Genomic DNA, 15,107 nt, shown 5'->3' with positions numbered 1-15,107 from the left:
ACTGCCGCTGGCGCGGTGATTGCTTAGGGTCTTGGGGCGGGAGCGGCGGCTGAGGCCGAAGGAATCGAAGGAAGATCCATGAAGACGATGAGCAAACAGATCACGACTGCAGCGCTGCTGGCGCTGGGCATCGGCTTCAGCGGCGCCGCCTTTGCGCAGAGCACCTGGGATCTGTCGACCAGCAGCTGCGACCCCTACGGTCAGCCTCCGGGTGCCGCGGGCTGCACGGTGGGGGGCGTGACGGCCACCGTCACCGCCTGGGGCAACGGCGGAAGCGCCGGCCAGTTCGTTGCGGCGACGATCACCGACCAGAGCACCAGCGGTGTCGGCGTGACGAGTTCGTACGGCGGCAAGACCGAGTACACCGGCGACAACAAGAACCACGCGATCGACAACTACGGCGGCCCGCGCAACAGCTCGACGAGCTACGGGGCTTACACCGAGCTGCTGATGGTGGGCTTCAGCGAAGCGACGCGGCTGGACGGCCTGTCCATCGGCTGGCGCTCCGGCGACGCCGACATCAGCGTGCTGCGCTGGACCGGCGAGGACCCGCCCGACCTGACCAAGATGACCTCCACCGGCACCGGCGGCCTGATCGCCAAGGGCTGGGAGCTGGTGTCGAGCTACGACCTGTACTCCAGCTACTCGACCAGCGTCTCCAGCGCCGGCTATTCGAGCTGGTGGCTGATCAGCGCCTACTTCGGCAACAGCACGACGACGAGCAAGGGCACCGATCTGGACACCGGCGACGACTTCTTCAAGCTGAAGACCTTCTCCGGCACCGGCTGCAAGACGACCAACAGCTGCGGCGGCGGTGGCGGTGGCGGCAGCGTCCCCGAACCGGGCACGCTCGCCCTCGCCGGCCTGGCGCTCGCCGGCATCGTCGGCGCCAAGCGCCGTCGCGCCCGTACGGCCTGACACACAGAGACGACTTCGTCCGTCGGGCCGGCCATGCCGGCCCGTTTTTTTTCAGGCCCCGGGATCGGCGACGGCCAGCCCCGCCTGGCCGTCGTCCTCGTCGGGCGGCTCGGCGTTGGCGCGCGCCAGCGCCATCCAGACCGCAAACGGCACCCGCGCCGCACGGCGCGGCGCGGCCCGCGCCACCTCCAGCCGGCCGTCGGCGCAGGCGAGCATCACGCCATACGGCTCGGGCACCTCGTCGGGCGTGGCGATGCCTTCGCTGAAGACGTACCAGCACTGGCTGGCCAGCGCGCGGTAGGCGGCGCCCTTGTCGGGGCGGCGCAGCTCGGCCAGCAGGTCGGCACGCCGCACCTTGATCTCGTGCACCACCGGCTCGGCGTAGTCCTCGACCGTCGTGTGGCGGATCGAGAAGACGTCGGGCATCGCGGTCGCCCAGCGTGTGCCGCCGTCCCCGGCCGCCAGCGGCGCACGCAGCGCCAGGCCGCGCCAGACGATGCGCCCGGCGCGCTGCATCTCGCGTGCGACCCGCGCGACCAGCGCCTCGTGGGCGTCGAAGGCGGCCCGGTTGCGCGTCAGCGTCGCCGCCAGCAGCCCGATGCCGGCCTCGCTGACGAGCAGCGTCTCGCGCCCGGCCTCGTCCCAGCGGCGCTGCAGCAGCCCGGCGGCCAGCAGGTCGATCTCGATGGCGTCGCGGCAGGGCCAGCCGGCGGAGCGCCAGATCTCGCGCAGACGGCGCCGGTGCACGGCGCCCAGCGCCGGGCTCACTCGACGACCTGGACGCCCTTCCAGAACGCGATGCGCCCCTGGATGTTGGCCGCGGCCTCCTTCGGATCGGCGTAGTACCAGGCGGCGTCGGGGTTGGCGTCACCGTCGACGAACAGCGTGTGGTAACGCGCCTCGCCCTTCCACGAGCACATCGTGCGCGTGTTGCTCGGCAGCAGGTACTGCGACTTCACCGCCGCGGCGGGGAAGTAGTGGTTGCCTTCGACGATCACCGTGTCGTCGCTCTCGGCAATGACGGTGTCTTTCCAGATCGCTTTCATGTCGATGTCCTCTCGCTGACGCCGCCGGCCGGCTCCAGCCAGTGCAGCGAGAAACGCCTCGCCGCGTCGGTCCAGACCGGGCCCGGCTCGAAACCGGCGCGCCGCGCGAGGGCCCGGAAGCCGTCGACGCTGTACTTGTACGAGTTCTCGGTGTGCAGGCTGTCGCCTTCGTCGAACTCGAAGACCTCGCCGGCGACACGCACCGCCTGGCGGCGGCGGCTGACCAGATGCATCTCGATGCGGCGCAAAGCCGGATGGTAGAACGCCGCGTGCGACCAGGCCGACAGATCGAAGTCGGCCCCGAGTTCGCGGTTGGCGCGCGCCAGCAGGTTGAGGTTGAAGGCCGCGGTCACGCCCTGGGCGTCGTTGTAGGCCGCGTGCAGCAGTGCCGGCTCCTTGATCAGGTCGACGCCGATCAGCAGCGCGCCGCCATCCAGCCAGCGACGAAAGCGCGCCAGCAGCGCGCAGGCCTCGTCGGGCTCGAAATTGCCGATCGAGCTGCCGGGAAAGAAGCCGATGCGCCGGCCCACAGGCGGCGGCAGCGCCAGCGCCGCGGTGAAGTCGGCCGCCAGCGGCTCGACGGCCAGCCCGGGGAAGTCGGCGCGCAGCGCCGCCGCCGCCTCGACCAGGTGCTCGCCCGAGATGTCGATCGGCACGAAACGCCGCGGCGCCGCGAGCGCCTGCAGCAGCCGCCGCACCTTGACGCTGGCGCCGGCACCGAACTCGACGATCTCGGCACCCGGCCCGATGCGCGCCGCGAACTCGTCGGCGTGACGGTCCAGCAGCGCCAGCTCGGTGCGTGTCGGGTAGTACTCGGGCAGTTCGCAGATGCGCTCGAACAGGCGTGACCCCTCGGCGTCGTAGAACCACTTGGGCGCGATGCGGCGTTCGCGCAGCCCGGCCACGAAGTCGGCAGCGAAATTCATGCGTCGCGCGCCAGCCTGAGGCCGCTGAACTGCCAGCGGACTCCGGGCGGGAAGAAGTTGCGATAGCTCGCACGTGCATGGCCGGGCGGTGTGGCGAACGAACTGCCGCGCAGCACGATCTGGCCGACCATGAACTTGCCGTTGTATTCGCCAACCGCACCGGCCCAGGGCCGGTAGCGCGGGTACGGCTCGTAGGACGAACGTGTCCATTGCCACAGGGCGCCGAAACACTGCGACGGCGGCGTGGCCGAGCCGGCCGCGTGCTCCCACTCGGCTTCGGTCGGCAGCCGCGCGCCGGCCCATTCGGCATAGGCCGCGGCCTCGTAGTACGACAGGTGGCGCACCGGCGCCTGCGGCGCGCGCGGGCGCGGGCCGTGCGGCGTGAACTCCGTGCCGTCTTCGCGCCAGTACAGCGGGCCGGTCCAGCCCTGCGCCGACACCACCGCCCAGCCGTCGGACAGCCACAGCGCCGCACGGCGGTAGCCGCCATCGTCGACGAAGGCCTGGTACTCGGCGTTGCTCACCAGGCGGCGTGCGATCTCGTGCGCCTCCAGCCGCACGCGGTGGCGCGGCGTCTCGTTGTCGAAGGCGAATCCCGTGCCGGCGTGGCCGATCTCGGCCTCGCCGCCGTCGAAGCCGAGCCAGCCGTCGACTGCGGCCGGCCACGGTGGCGGCTCGCCGGGGAAGGCCGCCGGCGCCAGCGGGTTCAGCGCCAGCGCGGCGAGGATGTCGGTCTGCATCAGCTCCTGGTGCTGCTGCTCGTGCTGCAGGCCCAGCTCGACCAGCGGGAAGGCCGCGGCACGCGTATCGGCGTCGGCCTCGGCGATGAAGGTGCAGACGCCGGCGTCGACCACCCGCCGCCAGGCCAGCACCTCGTCCAGCGAAGGCCGCGACAGCAGGCCGCGCTGCGGCCGCGGGTGGCGCGGGCCCAGGCTCTCGTAATAGGAGTTGAACAGCCGCGCCCAGCGTTCGTCGTAGGGCCGGAAGCCCGGTGCGTGCGGCGCCAGCACCACCGCTTCGAAGAACCAGCTGGTGTGCGCCAGGTGCCACTTCGTCGGGCTGGCGTCGGGCATGGCCTGCAACTGCTGGTCTTCGGCCGACAGCGGCGCGGCCAGCGCCTCGCTGTGGGCGCGCACCGCGCGGAAGCGGGCACTCAGGTCGGAAACGGCGTCGGGCATTCGGCGCTCTCCTGCGGCGGCGGGTGTCCGGCGCATTCTGGTCATGGGTGGGTCGGCCGCCACCCGGGCAAGCCCCGTTCCGGGTGAGCGCAGGTAAGCCTGGCGAACGCTGCATGCAGAGCGACTGAACCCCGGAACGCGCACCCGTTCCTACATTGGAGAGCATGGACAGCACCCTCGCCCCCACCCTGCTCGACCCGCGCCCGATCGAACGCCTGGTCGCCGGCCAGCCCACGCAGGACGGCGCCGGCGTGAAGCTCGTGCGCCTGCTGACGCACGAGCTGCAGCGCCGGCTCGACCCCTTCCTGATGCTCGACCGCTTCGCGACCGACCGCGCCGAGGACTACATCGCCGGTTTCCCCGACCACCCGCACCGCGGTTTCGAGACCGTCACGGTGATGGTCGAAGGCCGCATGCGCCACCGCGACAGCGCCGGCCACGAAGGCCGCGTCGGCCCCGGCGGCGTGCAGTGGATGACCGCCGGCCGCGGCCTGGTGCACAGCGAGATGCCCGAGCAGGAAGACGGCCGCATGGACGGCTTCCAGCTCTGGCTGAACCTGCCGGCGCGCGAGAAGATGCGCGAGCCCTGGTACCGCGACATCGAGGCCGGCCAGGTGCCCGAGTGGCGAGCGACCGGCGTGCGCGCGCGCGTCGTCGCCGGCCGCACGCACGGCGTCGCCGGGGCCGTCGAACGCGAGACGACCGAGCCGCTGATCGTCGACCTGGAACTCGCGCCCGGCGCACGTTTCGAGCAGCCGCTGCCGGCGGCGCACAACGCCTTCGTCGTCGTCGTGCACGGCGCCGTCGAGCTCGGCGGCCAGAAGCTGGAGCCGGGGCCGATGGCCATCCTCGCCAACCGCGGCGACGGCATCGCCGTCACCGGCGGTGCCGCCGGCGCACGGCTGCTGCTCGTCGCCGGCCGGCCGCTGGGCGAGCCGATCGCGCAGTACGGGCCGTTCGTGATGAACAGCAACCGCGAGATCTTCGAGGCCGTCGAGGACTTCCGCGCCGGCCGCCTGGCCTGATCACACGACGCGGCGCCGCGCCCGCTCAGCGCTTGAGCGGGATCGGCGTCGCGCGGTCCACCGGCACCGCGGTCACCGCGTTCTGCGGCGAGCCTTCGATGACGCGGTCGGAATAGGTCAGGTAGACCAGCGTGTTGCGTCCGGCGTCGACCATGCGCACCACGTGCAGGCGCTTGAAGACCAGCGAGATGCGTTCGCTGAACATGTCTTCCTGCTGCGGCAGCGGCTTGGGGAACGAGATCGGCCCGGTCTGGCGGCAGGCGATCGAGGCGTCCGACTTGTCCTCGGCCAGCCCGAGCCCGCCCTTGATGCCGCCGGTCTTGGCGCGCGAGACGTAGCAGGTCACGCCCTTGACGCCGGGGTCGTCGTAGGCGTCGACGACGATCTTGTGGTCCGGGCCGATCAGCTTGAAGACCGTGTCGACCTCGCCGACCGGCTCGGCCGAAACCGTGCCGGCGGCCAGCAGCGCCGCCGCCAGAACCGCTCGCCGCATCAGTGGTCCTCCACCAGGCCGCCGTCGGCCGCGCCGCTGGCGCCGCCGACAAGCACCGTGTAGACCTTGCCGGCCTCGATGATCTGCTCGCTCAGCGTCAGCACCGAGCCGCTCAGCGCCGGCGAGGTGACGGTCAGCGTGCCGCTGGTCGTCGCCGACACCTCGGCATACGAGGAGGCCGCGCCCACCGCGACGCCGGAGGCCAGCGGCGACGAGCCGAGCTTCAGCGCCAGCGTCGAGCCCAGGTCGCTGATCGCGTTGATCAGGCGGATCTTGGCCTTGCTGCTGCTGGACGACAGCGTGTTGTCGTCCTCGACCCAGACCGCCACCGGCGAGGCCGCGCTGCCGTAGATGACCAGCGTGTAGTCGACACCGGCCTCCAGCGCCTGCGAGGCCACGGCGCTGCTGACGTCGGTGGTGCCGATGGCCGCGGTGACGGTCGGCGTGCCGACGTCGACCAGGGCGTAGTCGCTGACCACCGGCGAGCCCGAGGACAGCAACTCGGTGCCGTCGACCGTCGCGGTGACGGTGGCGTTGGCCGCGGCGGCCCCGGCGATGCGAACCCGTGCGTCAGTGACGTCGATGCGCGTCAGCGCCTGCTTCTCCTCGCGCAGCAGCATGGCGTTGACGAGCACGCCGCTGGAGGCCGCGGCGAGCGTCAGCGTGTAGACGTTTCCACCACCGAAGACGACGCCCGAGACGTCCAGCCGCACGTCGGTCTTGCTGCCGGCGGCGGTGACACGCACGCGCCAGGTGCCCTTGTCGATGGTGACGAAGTCGTTGAGCGTGCCGACGGCCGCCGCGGACTGCATCGCCACCGAATCCGACAGCGTGTCGTCTTCGGCCGTCACGTAGACGTCGAGCTCGCCGGCGTCGGTGGCGCCGTTGAACACACGCACCTTCGTCTTGTCGTCGTCCGGGTCGGAGGTGTTCTCGTCGAGCAGCTGCCAGCCGAGGTCGCCGACCGGGCCCCAGGCGAGGATGGTGTAGTCGTCGTCCTCGGACAGATCGGGCGTGAAGGTCGAGATCAGCGCGGTGGCCGAGCTGCTGCGCGAGATCGTCGAGTCGCAGTCGCCGGGGTCGACGTCCTTGTACTTGGTCTCGTCGCCATAGGCGACCGAGCTGAACAGGTCATCGCCGTCGACCTCCAGCGTCAGCGCGTCGTACGAGCTGGCGTTGATGAACCGGACATGGGCCTTGCTCGTGTCCGTCCCGCCACCGCAACCGGCGAGCACCACCGGCGAGGACAGCGCCAGCGTGATCCAGCGCCGGCGGTTGATCTGCTGCATCGAGTTCTCCTGGGCGCCGGCGCCACGGCCGGCCAGGGCGACATCATCGCCCAGCCGCGTTGCCGGCATGCGAACGCCGGTAACGCCGTGGTGTCGGCGCCGCAGGGTTCAGGTGGCAGGCTTGTCCGACAGCGCCTTCAGGTTGTCCTGCAGTTCCTTGCCCATCGGTGCGTTGAGCACGATGCCCTTGGGCGGGATCGCCGACAGGAACCACTTGCGGTAGAGCTTCTCGAACTCGCCGCTCTTCATCAGCCCGGCGAGCACGCCGTCGACCAGTTGCTTGAACGCCGGGTCGTCCTTGCGCAGCATGATCGCGTAGGGCTCGACCTGGATCGCCTCGCCGACGACCGCCAGCTCCGCCGGGTTGGCCGAACTCGCGCGCAAGCCGTAGAGCAGGATGTCGTCCATGCCGAAGGCCGCGGCGCGGCCGCTTTGCACCAGCAGCGCGGCCTCGGCGTGGTCCTTGGCGCCGATCAGCTCGATCGGCAGCTTGTTCTCGCTGATCAGCGTGCGCAGGATGCGGAAATTGGTGGTGCCGGTGGTCGACACCAGCACCTTGCCGTGCAGGTCGGCGAGCGACTTGATGCCCGAATCGCTGCGCACCAGGAAACGCGTGCCGGTGTAGAAGTAGTTGATCGCGAAGGCGACCTGCTTCGCCCGGTCGCTGTTGTTGGTCGTCGAGCCGCACTCGATGTCGATCGTGCCGTTGACCAGCAGCGGGATGCGGTTGGCGCTGGTCACCGACTGAAGGTTGAGCTTCAGGTCGGGACGGCCGGTGGCCTTCTTCACCTCGTCGACGATGCGGCCGCAGATCTCGAAGCCGAAACCCACCGGCTGCGCCTTGTCGTCGAGGTAGGAGAACGGGATCGAGGACTCGCGGTAGGCGACGCCGATCGCCCCGCTGGCCTTGACCTTGTCCAGCGTGGACTGGGCGGAAGCGGCCGACGCGGCGAGGGCCAGGGCGAGGACGGCGAGCGGGCGCACGATCTGGGGCATGGACGAGGCTCCTTGACGGGGTGGAGCCCAGGCTAAGCAAAGCGCCGGCCACTGTCGCTCCGCACGAACGCGGAGATCGGGCCCCGGAAAGACGAACGCCCGGCCGGGGCCGGGCGTTGCCGAGGGGCGCAGGCTCAGGCGCGGGGCGCGGCCGCAGCGCTCTGCGCGATGTAGGCCGAGGCGCCGTCGGCGGCGGCCAGCGAGTCGATGCCCGAGAGCATCACGACGGTGAAGAAGGCCGCGCTGGCCAGCGCGATCAGGCGGGGGGCGAAGCGGGTGTTCATCGTGGGCTCCTTGGGGTGACGTGCTGCGATGGAGTCCACTGTAGGCAGCGCCCCCAGGCGCCGCGAGCGCCGTGCGACGGCCGGCACCGGCAGGCGACGAACTGCCTGCCGCAGCGACGAAGCGTCAGCCGCCGGTGGCCGCCGGGCGGGCCGATGCGGCCGGATCCGGCGCCTCTGGCGGGAAGAGCTCGTCGAGACCGGCGTGTTCGGTGACCGCCAGCCCCTGCATCAGCTCCAGACTGGACTCGTACCAGCCGCAGGCCGGCGCAGCCCCCCGGGCCGGCAGTTCGTTCAACGAGTTCGGCAGGTCCGCCGACCGGCCGCGCCGGCGAGGAAAGAAGCCCGTGGACATCGTCGCCCCCTCAAGCGATTCGTACACACGCATCGTGACGCGACGAGGCCCTGGCGGCCATCACCCGGAAGTCCGGATACCGCGCTTTGAGCGGCCCGGCCCCCCGAACGGGTGGTGAATTGTTCACACGGCGGTCACCCCGCCGCCGGCAGGCGCGCTTCAGCCCAGCGGCCGCACCCCGAACAGCCAGGCGTGCAGCCAGAACGCGAACACGGCCCAGCCGGCCACGCCGACGGCCACCGTCACCAGCGTCATCGACAGCCGGCCGGGCGCGTAGACCGTGCCCGTGCGGGCGTCGCGCCGGCGCGCGGCGCGGTAGTCCAGCAGCGCCCAGACGAGGAAGCTGCCGAACAGCACCAGGTCGGCCAGCGTGTGGTTGGCCAGCAGGTGGGCGAAGGCCCAGACCTTGACGCCGAGGATCATCGGGTGGTGCAGCTTCGCCTTGATCTGGTTGCCGGGCACGTAGGCGGCGAAGTTCAGGATGAAGGCGACGAGCACCAGCAGCGAGGCCAGGTGGCGCGTCCAGAGCATCGGCGTCCACAGCGCCACCGGGTCCAGCCGAGCGTCGCCGTAGCCACGCACGATCAGCACCAGGCCGAGCAGCGACAGCACCGAGTACAGGCCCTTGAAGCCGTTCTCGCCCAGCCGCGCACGCAAACGCGTGCGCCAGTCTTCGCCGTAGATGCGCACCGAATGCGCGCCCAGGAACAGCACGAGGCCCAGGATCAGTTGCGTCATGGGTGACAGGAGAGAGTCGAAAGGCGGCGGCATTGTCGCCCCACGGCCGCTATCCTGCCCCGCATGGACAAGCGTTATCACTGGGAAGACTTCCCCGCCGGCACCGTGCGCGAGTTCGGCGCCACCACCGTCAGCCGCGAGGCGATCGTCGAGTTCGCGCGCCAGTTCGACCCGCAGCCCTTCCACCTCGACGAGGAGGCGGCAAAACACTCGCTGTTCAAGGGCCTGTGCGCCAGCGGCTGGCACACCGCGGCGATGACGATGCGCATGATGTGCGACGAGTACCTGCTCGACGCCGCCAGCCTGGGCTCGCCCGGGCTGGAGAACATCCGCTGGATGAAGCCGGTCTACCCGGGCGACACGCTGAAGGTGCGCATGGAAGTCACCGAGGCCCGCCCGATGGCCAGCCGGCCGACGGTCGGCCTGGTGCGATCGACCTGGACCGTGTCGAACCAGCGCGACGAAGCGGTGATGTCCATGGAAGGTTGGGCGATGTTCAAGAGGCGCGAGCCGGCGGTCGGCCAAAATCCGGCCTGAACCGTTCCCGTCTGGCCCTCACCCGCTCCGGAGGAAAGCCCTCATGTCCCGCACTTCCCGTGTCCTGCGTTCGCTGCTCGCCGTCGGCGCCGCCACCGTGGCTTTCGCCGCGGGCGCGCAGAACACCGAACCCAAGGTCCTGAACATCTACAACTGGGCCGAGTACATCGCCGAAGACACGCTCAAGAACTTCGAGAAGGAAACCGGCATCAAGGTCCGGTACGACATCTTCGACAGCAACGAGATCCTTCACGCCAAGCTGGTGGCCGGCAAGACGGGCTACGACATCGTCGTGCCGGGCGCGCACTTCGCGAAGGCTCAGATCGAAGGCGGCCTGTTCCAGAAGCTCGACAAGTCGCTGCTGCCGAACTGGAAGAACCTGGACCCGGCGGTGCTCGAGCAGATGGCCAAGGTCGACCCGGGCAACCAGTACCTCGTCGACTGGCTCTGGGGCTACGTGACCGTCGGCATCAACGTCAAGAAGGTCAAGGCCGCGCTGGGCGCGACGCCGATGCCGGCCAACGCCTGGGACCTGCTGTTCAAGCCCGAGTACGCCAGCAAGCTGAAGGGCTGCGGCGTCAGCATGCTCGATTCGGCCTCCGAAGTGATGCCGGTGGCGATGATCTACGCCGGCAAGCCGGCCTACAGCAAGAACGCCAAGGACTATGACGCCGCGCGCGAGGTGCTCGCCAAGGCGCGCCCGAACATCACGCGCTTCTCCTCGTCGGGCTACATCGACGAGATGGCCAACGGCTCGCTGTGCCTGGTGATGGGCTACGCCGGCGACATGAACATCGCACGCCAGCGTGCGATCGACAGCAAGACCGGCGTCGACATCCAGGTGCTGATCCCGCCGAGCGGCGCGACGATGTTCTTCGACTCGATGGCCATCCCCAAGGACGCCGAGCACCCGAAGAACGCGCACCTCTTCATCAACTACATCCTGCGCCCCGAGGTGCACGCCAGCCTGACGAACAAGGTCTTCTACGCCAACCCGAACGCGGCGTCGAAGAAGTTCGTGAAGAAGGAAGTGGCGTCCAACCCGACGGTCTTCCTGTCGGCCGAGGACATGAAGAAGCTGAGCTCGCCGGACGCCGTGCCGCAGGACATCCGCCGCGTGCAGACGCGCATCTTCACGGCCTTCAAGGCGGGGTCGCGATAAACACCCCGGCCGCCACGCTCGAGTTCTGGTTCGGCCCGCCGCCGCATGCGGTGCGGGCCGACTGGTTTCGCAAGAGCGACGCCTTCGACCGCCTCGTCGCCGGGCGTTTCGGCGCCGACATCGAGGCGGCGCTCGCCGGCACGCTGCCGGCCGAGTGGGCAGCCGTGCCGCTGGCGGAGATCCTGCTGCTGGACCAGTTCACGCGCAACGCCCTGCGCGGCCAGCCGCGTGCCTTTGCCGGCGACGCGAGAGCCCTGGCGCTGGCACAGGCGCTGGTCGCCAGCGGCGCCGACCGGGCGCTGACGACGATCGAACGCTGGTTCGCCTACCTGCCGTTCGAACACGCCGAGAGCCTGGCGATGCAGGATGAATCGGTTCGCCTGTTCAGCCTGCTGGCCGCCGAGGACGAACGGCTGGCCGACGCCCTCGACTATGCGCACCGCCATCGCGACGTGATCCAGCGTTTCGGCCGCTTCCCCCATCGCAACGCGGTGCTCGGCCGCGCCAGCACGGCCGCCGAACAGGAGTACCTGGCCCAGCCAGGCGCGGGTTTCTGATCCCGGGTCAGTGATCCTCGAGACGGGTGTGCACGCCTTCGGCGGGCTCACCGGTGTCCGGATCCAGCCAGTCGGCGATGCCGAGCTCCTGCTCGGCCTCGAAGAGCGTCTCGCCGGGTTCGATCTCGCCGTCACAGGCCGCTTCCATCGCCTGCAGCGCGTCGTCCTCGCTGTCGTAGGGGCCGAACTCCTGGCGGCCCGTCGCGGCCAGCCAGTACCAGCCATCCGGACGCTGAACGATCTCGCCATCGCCGGGCGGCGTGGCATCCAGCGACAGGTCCTCCTCGAGCTTCGGGGCCACGAATCGTGCTGGGGTCTGGACTTGCGCTTTCATCGTTCGTACTCCTCTTCGACGAACCCATTCTGAACCTCGCGCGTAGCCGCGCAAGGTGTCCGAGCGCCCCGTGGCATCAAGGCTCGCCCAAGGGGCCAAAGCCTGCTAAGGTCAGCGACTGACCCCAGCGCCGCACGGCGCCTGCCACCGCCCGCTACCCACGGATGGGGCGCCGGGTCCGATGCGCCGTCAGCCTCGACAGCCGTTTTTTCCGCCCCCCCGACAAGCCTGGTCCCCCCGCGAGACGCCCTGCGCCGCGGGCCGCTGCCGCTTGCTCACAAGCTGTCCACAACAAAACCCACGCCGTGGACAACGTTGGGGATAACTTTTGCGCAAGCAGGCACTTATCCACAGTTCCGACAAGCGCCGGCAGGTTGTCCAGAAACGCGTGCGCCGCCGTACGGGGGGTGGCCCACAGCGTTCACGAGCGTGCAAGCCCTTGATCTTCAAACGCTTTCGAGGCTTGTCCCCAGACGGGGGCGGCCTCTACTACGACCACTACTGAGATATACAGCATTGCTATTGAATAACAGTCGCGCCGCGTGCGGGCCTGCACCTGCCGTGCGCGGCGCCACGAACTGCGTTCAGCGAAGAGGTTCGACCGCGGCCCGGGCTTCGGGAGCAGGGATCCGTCCCGCAGCAACTTCGGCGGCCCAGCCGGAGGCCAGCGTGCGCACCCGTTCGACGTTCGCCGCACGCGGTGTGCCGCAGAAGCTGCGGCCGACCCAGTCGCTGTCCTCGCCTTCGGCATCGACGTGGGTCGAGCCCTCCCCCATGCGAACGCCGACCACGCTGTCGCGGCCGGCGGCCAGGGCCTCGTCACGCAGCAGCTCCAGCACCGGCGCGGCGCGCTGCTCGGCATTGCAGCCGCTGGGGGCGGCTTCGATCGCGAGCACGGGCCGCTGGCCGCCCTGCGACACCGCACGCAGCTGCTCGGTGAAACCTCGCACCGGCACCGGGTCCAGCAACAGGGCTCCGGCCAGCCTCTGCGGCGCCATGGCGTCCAGCCGCCAGCCCAGGCGCGCGGCGAAGGCCGCGCCCGCCGAGTGCCCGCCCACGACGATGCGCTGCGGCAGCGCCTGGCCATCGGGCAGGCGGATCGTCTGCAGCAGCGCGGTCGCCATGGTGTCGGCCAGCGCCGGGTTGCCACCCGTCATGTCGGCGTCGATGCACAAGGTCGCCAGGCCCTGGCGGGCGATGCGGCGTGCCGTCTCGCGCAGGTTGGCGCAGCTGCGCGTGAAGCCGTGCTGCAGCACCAGCAGTGCACTCGGCTCGCCCGCTGGCAGGGCCCATTCGGCGTTGTAGGAACGGCCACCGATGTCCAGTGCCGGCGCGGCGGTGATGCCGCCGGTGGTCGGCCCGGGCACGCTGGCGCAGCCGGTCAGTCCGACGGTCAGACTGCGTACGAGCCAACGCCTGAGCTGAGACATCTCGCCGTGCCTTCCTGTCGATGCCTGGGCGGGCACCGGCAGCGGCCCGAGGCAAGCCCGGTTCCCGGAAGCGGTGTCGATGGCGCGGGTCACGGTGGCGCTAGGGGGTTTTGAATTCCAGATTGTCCTGATCGGCTTTTCCCCTCGCCGCACGAGTCTCATCTGCGCGCGGCGGTGTGAACTGATCCACGAGGACGCCAGAACGCTCACCGACGTGGGGGGAAGATCCGCTGCCTACCCGGTGCTGGCGCAAGGCGCGCCCACGGCCTGCCTCGGCAGAATCCAGCCGGGGACGGATCACCCGGAGGCGGACGCGTCGTTTGTCCGTTGGCGCCGTCCCGGGAGGACAGATTGGGACTGGAAACCATCGTCTGGATCGTTCCGGACGACGCGCGCGACGCCGACCCGGGCGCGGACGCGCTACGCAAGGCGGGCTACGCGGTCATCGAACAGACGCTCGCCATGGCGCCCCGGCTGGCCGCCGATCTGCGTGTGCTGCCGACCGCCTCGCTGGCCGATCCCGCCGCGCTGCGGGCTGCCTGCGCCGCCGACCGGCGTCCGACGCTGGTGCTCGCTCACGACGGGGACGCCGAGGCCATCGCGCTCCAGGTCTGCGACCTGCGCGACGAAGTCGTGCGCCTGCCGCAGTCGCCGCACCACGTCGCTGCGCGGCTGGAGCGGCTGACGCGTCGCGACCGCGACTCGGCCTGGCTGCATCGTGATGTCGTCACCGGCCTGCTCAACCGGCGCGCCTTCGGCCAGCGGCTGCGCAAGGTGCTCGAGGAGATGCTGCCGGGCGAGGTGCGTGGCCTGGTCCTGGTCGACCTGGACCACTTCAAGCGCCTGAACGACGAGTTCGGCCACGCCGTCGGCGACCAGCTGCTGCGCAGTGCCTCCGAGATGCTGGCGGCGGGCGCATCGCCCGAAGACTGCATCGGCCGCGTCTCGGGCGACGAGTTCGCGCTGCTGATGGCGCGCTACGACCTGCAGACGCTGGTCAACGACGCCCAGGGCTTGCTCAAGCGCCTGTCCGTGCCGATCCAGGTGCCCTCGATCGGCCGCGGCATCGTGCTGACCGCCAGCGCCGGCATGACGGTGCTGCAGCCGCGGTTCAGCGAGGCCGAGGTCATGCGCCAGGCCGACGCGGCGATGTACGAGGCCAAGGGTGCCGGGCGCAACCGGCTGATGTGCTTCGAGACCGCTGCCGGCGGCTACGTCGTGCCCGACATCGACGCCGACCTGGAGCGTTTCAACGAAGTGACCAAGGTGTTCAGCGACCGCCTGGCACGCATCGTCGGCGACATGGGGCGGCGCCTGGTCGAAGGGGCACGCCGCCAGGCGCTGCAGGACGCGCTGACCGGCGCGCACAACCGGCGCTACTTCGACGAGCGCCTGGCGCGCGAGGTCGCGCAGGCGCAGCGCAGCGGCCGTCCGCTGGCGCTGGCGCTGCTGGACATCGACGACTTCCACGGCGTCAACGCGGGTTACGGCTGGCCTTCGGGCGACGGCGTGCTGCGCGACTTCGCCGCGCTGGCCAGCGGCAACGTGCGCCTGGTGGACTGGCTGGCGCGATACGGCGGGGAGGAGTTCTGCGTCGTGCTGCCCGACACCGGCGCCGAGGCCGCGGTGAGCGTGATGGAGCGCATCCGCAGCGCCGTCGGTGCGCACGGCTTCGAAGCCACCGACGGCCGCCGCATCCCGGTCACCGTCAGCGTCGGCGTGGCGATGATCGCCGCACCCGGCGATTCGCCGGTCGCCCTGGTCGACCGCGCCGGGCGCGCCTGCCTGCATGCCAAGGCGGCCGGCAAGAACCGCGTCGTGCTCGACGACGCGGCCACCTGA

General features: G+C 70.4%; 18 protein-coding genes. 6 read left to right on the top strand and 12 right to left on the bottom strand.

Annotated elements, in window-relative coordinates:
- Positions 1 to 87: 87 nt before the first annotated feature.
- On the top strand, positions 88 to 918 hold the full coding sequence (gene xdp1 / locus EV684_RS19085; protein WP_132648877.1) for an exosortase-dependent surface protein XDP1: 831 nt from the start codon (positions 88 to 90) through the stop codon (positions 916 to 918).
- Between the two features lie 51 nt (positions 919 to 969).
- Here xdp1 and EV684_RS19080 read toward each other — a convergent pair whose 3' ends face one another.
- Genes EV684_RS19080 through egtB form a run of 4 tightly spaced genes read right to left on the bottom strand, consistent with a single transcriptional unit; the run spans position 970 to position 4,068 of the window.
- On the bottom strand, positions 970 to 1,686 hold the full coding sequence (locus EV684_RS19080; RefSeq protein WP_132648876.1) for a hypothetical protein: 717 nt from the start codon (positions 1,684 to 1,686) through the stop codon (positions 970 to 972).
- The gene (locus EV684_RS19075; RefSeq protein ID WP_132648875.1) at positions 1,683 to 1,964 is read right to left on the bottom strand and encodes a DUF427 domain-containing protein; all 282 of its coding nucleotides are present in this window, start codon (positions 1,962 to 1,964) and stop codon (positions 1,683 to 1,685) included. The genes EV684_RS19080 and EV684_RS19075 overlap by 4 nt, the downstream gene beginning before the upstream one ends.
- Positions 1,961 to 2,890 carry an L-histidine N(alpha)-methyltransferase gene (egtD, locus tag EV684_RS19070; RefSeq protein ID WP_132648874.1) on the bottom strand — a complete coding sequence of 310 codons (930 nt, stop codon included), beginning with the start codon at positions 2,888 to 2,890 and terminating at the stop codon, positions 1,961 to 1,963. The genes EV684_RS19075 and egtD overlap by 4 nt, the downstream gene beginning before the upstream one ends.
- Positions 2,887 to 4,068, bottom strand: coding sequence for an ergothioneine biosynthesis protein EgtB (egtB, locus tag EV684_RS19065; protein WP_132648873.1), 1,182 nt, complete (start codon positions 4,066 to 4,068; stop codon positions 2,887 to 2,889). Before egtB ends, egtD begins: the two co-directional genes overlap by 4 nt.
- Positions 4,069 to 4,232: 164 nt before the next feature.
- On the opposite strand from egtB, the gene EV684_RS19060 reads away from it, so the two are divergent.
- Positions 4,233 to 5,093, top strand: coding sequence for a pirin family protein (locus EV684_RS19060; RefSeq protein ID WP_132648872.1), 861 nt, complete (start codon positions 4,233 to 4,235; stop codon positions 5,091 to 5,093).
- Positions 5,094 to 5,118: 25 nt separating this feature from the next.
- Here EV684_RS19060 and EV684_RS19055 read toward each other — a convergent pair whose 3' ends face one another.
- From EV684_RS19055 to EV684_RS19035, 6 genes are all read right to left on the bottom strand, one after another.
- A complete protein-coding gene (locus EV684_RS19055; RefSeq protein WP_132648871.1) occupies positions 5,119 to 5,586 on the bottom strand; it encodes a CreA family protein in 468 nt (155 codons plus the stop codon).
- On the bottom strand, positions 5,586 to 6,875 hold the full coding sequence (locus EV684_RS19050) for a DUF4397 domain-containing protein (protein ID WP_132649005.1): 1,290 nt from the start codon (positions 6,873 to 6,875) through the stop codon (positions 5,586 to 5,588). The genes EV684_RS19055 and EV684_RS19050 overlap by 1 nt, the downstream gene beginning before the upstream one ends.
- A gap of 108 nt (positions 6,876 to 6,983) precedes the next feature.
- Entirely contained in the window at positions 6,984 to 7,871 is an 888-nt protein-coding gene (locus EV684_RS19045) for an amino acid ABC transporter substrate-binding protein (RefSeq protein WP_132648870.1), read from the bottom strand.
- A gap of 134 nt (positions 7,872 to 8,005) precedes the next feature.
- On the bottom strand, positions 8,006 to 8,155 hold the full coding sequence (locus tag EV684_RS24080) for a hypothetical protein (RefSeq protein ID WP_165908537.1): 150 nt from the start codon (positions 8,153 to 8,155) through the stop codon (positions 8,006 to 8,008).
- A gap of 124 nt (positions 8,156 to 8,279) precedes the next feature.
- Entirely contained in the window at positions 8,280 to 8,450 is a 171-nt protein-coding gene (locus tag EV684_RS19040) for a hypothetical protein (RefSeq protein ID WP_242478491.1), read from the bottom strand.
- Positions 8,451 to 8,666: 216 nt separating this feature from the next.
- A complete protein-coding gene (locus tag EV684_RS19035; RefSeq protein ID WP_132648868.1) occupies positions 8,667 to 9,245 on the bottom strand; it encodes an NnrU family protein in 579 nt (192 codons plus the stop codon).
- Positions 9,246 to 9,308: 63 nt separating this feature from the next.
- On the opposite strand from EV684_RS19035, the gene EV684_RS19030 reads away from it, so the two are divergent.
- The 3 genes from EV684_RS19030 to EV684_RS19020 are packed head-to-tail and all read left to right on the top strand — an operon-like array spanning position 9,309 to position 11,501.
- Positions 9,309 to 9,782: a MaoC family dehydratase gene (locus EV684_RS19030; RefSeq protein WP_132648867.1), complete on the top strand. Its 474-nt coding sequence runs from the start codon at positions 9,309 to 9,311 to the stop codon at positions 9,780 to 9,782.
- 43 nt (positions 9,783 to 9,825) lie between these two features.
- Positions 9,826 to 10,944, top strand: a complete 1,119-nt coding sequence (locus EV684_RS19025; protein WP_132648866.1) for a polyamine ABC transporter substrate-binding protein — start codon at positions 9,826 to 9,828, stop codon at positions 10,942 to 10,944.
- Positions 10,941 to 11,501: a DUF924 family protein gene (locus EV684_RS19020; protein ID WP_132649004.1), complete on the top strand. Its 561-nt coding sequence runs from the start codon at positions 10,941 to 10,943 to the stop codon at positions 11,499 to 11,501. Before EV684_RS19025 ends, EV684_RS19020 begins: the two co-directional genes overlap by 4 nt.
- Before the next feature lie 7 nt (positions 11,502 to 11,508).
- Here the strand turns inward: EV684_RS19020 and EV684_RS19015 are convergent, their stop codons facing one another.
- Positions 11,509 to 11,835: a hypothetical protein gene (locus EV684_RS19015; protein ID WP_200222325.1), complete on the bottom strand. Its 327-nt coding sequence runs from the start codon at positions 11,833 to 11,835 to the stop codon at positions 11,509 to 11,511.
- Between the two features lie 584 nt (positions 11,836 to 12,419).
- Complete coding sequence (locus EV684_RS19010; RefSeq protein ID WP_243651219.1) at positions 12,420 to 13,202, bottom strand: alpha/beta hydrolase; 783 nt, start codon at positions 13,200 to 13,202, stop codon at positions 12,420 to 12,422.
- A 414-nt stretch (positions 13,203 to 13,616) separates the two neighbouring features.
- On the opposite strand from EV684_RS19010, the gene EV684_RS19005 reads away from it, so the two are divergent.
- Positions 13,617 to 15,107: a diguanylate cyclase gene (locus EV684_RS19005; protein WP_132648864.1), complete on the top strand. Its 1,491-nt coding sequence runs from the start codon at positions 13,617 to 13,619 to the stop codon at positions 15,105 to 15,107.

The organism is Rubrivivax gelatinosus (genome assembly GCF_004340905.1).
In the GTDB taxonomy this organism is placed as follows: Bacteria; Pseudomonadota; Gammaproteobacteria; order Burkholderiales; family Burkholderiaceae_C; genus Rubrivivax; species Rubrivivax gelatinosus.
This window is presented reverse-complemented; position numbering and strand designations above follow the sequence as displayed.

Bases quoted from the DNA above. Each gene is read 5' to 3' on its own strand.
- EV684_RS19025 (WP_132648866.1), top strand. From the start codon at position 9,826: ATGTCCCGCACTTCCCGTGTCCTGCGTTCGCTGCTCGCCGTCGGCGCC.
- egtB (WP_132648873.1), bottom strand. From the start codon at position 4,068: ATGCCCGACGCCGTTTCCGACCTGAGTGCCCGCTTCCGCGCGGTGCGC.
- egtD (WP_132648874.1), bottom strand. From the start codon at position 2,890: ATGAATTTCGCTGCCGACTTCGTGGCCGGGCTGCGCGAACGCCGCATC.
- EV684_RS19075 (WP_132648875.1), bottom strand. From the start codon at position 1,964: ATGAAAGCGATCTGGAAAGACACCGTCATTGCCGAGAGCGACGACACG.
- EV684_RS19035 (WP_132648868.1), bottom strand. From the start codon at position 9,245: ATGACGCAACTGATCCTGGGCCTCGTGCTGTTCCTGGGCGCGCATTCG.
- xdp1 (WP_132648877.1), top strand. From the start codon at position 88: ATGAGCAAACAGATCACGACTGCAGCGCTGCTGGCGCTGGGCATCGGC.
- EV684_RS19045 (WP_132648870.1), bottom strand. From the start codon at position 7,871: ATGCCCCAGATCGTGCGCCCGCTCGCCGTCCTCGCCCTGGCCCTCGCC.
- EV684_RS19030 (WP_132648867.1), top strand. From the start codon at position 9,309: ATGGACAAGCGTTATCACTGGGAAGACTTCCCCGCCGGCACCGTGCGC.
- EV684_RS19060 (WP_132648872.1), top strand. From the start codon at position 4,233: ATGGACAGCACCCTCGCCCCCACCCTGCTCGACCCGCGCCCGATCGAA.
- EV684_RS24080 (WP_165908537.1), bottom strand. From the start codon at position 8,155: ATGAACACCCGCTTCGCCCCCCGCCTGATCGCGCTGGCCAGCGCGGCC.
- EV684_RS19015 (WP_200222325.1), bottom strand. From the start codon at position 11,835: ATGAAAGCGCAAGTCCAGACCCCAGCACGATTCGTGGCCCCGAAGCTC.
- EV684_RS19050 (WP_132649005.1), bottom strand. From the start codon at position 6,875: ATGCAGCAGATCAACCGCCGGCGCTGGATCACGCTGGCGCTGTCCTCG.
- EV684_RS19055 (WP_132648871.1), bottom strand. From the start codon at position 5,586: ATGCGGCGAGCGGTTCTGGCGGCGGCGCTGCTGGCCGCCGGCACGGTT.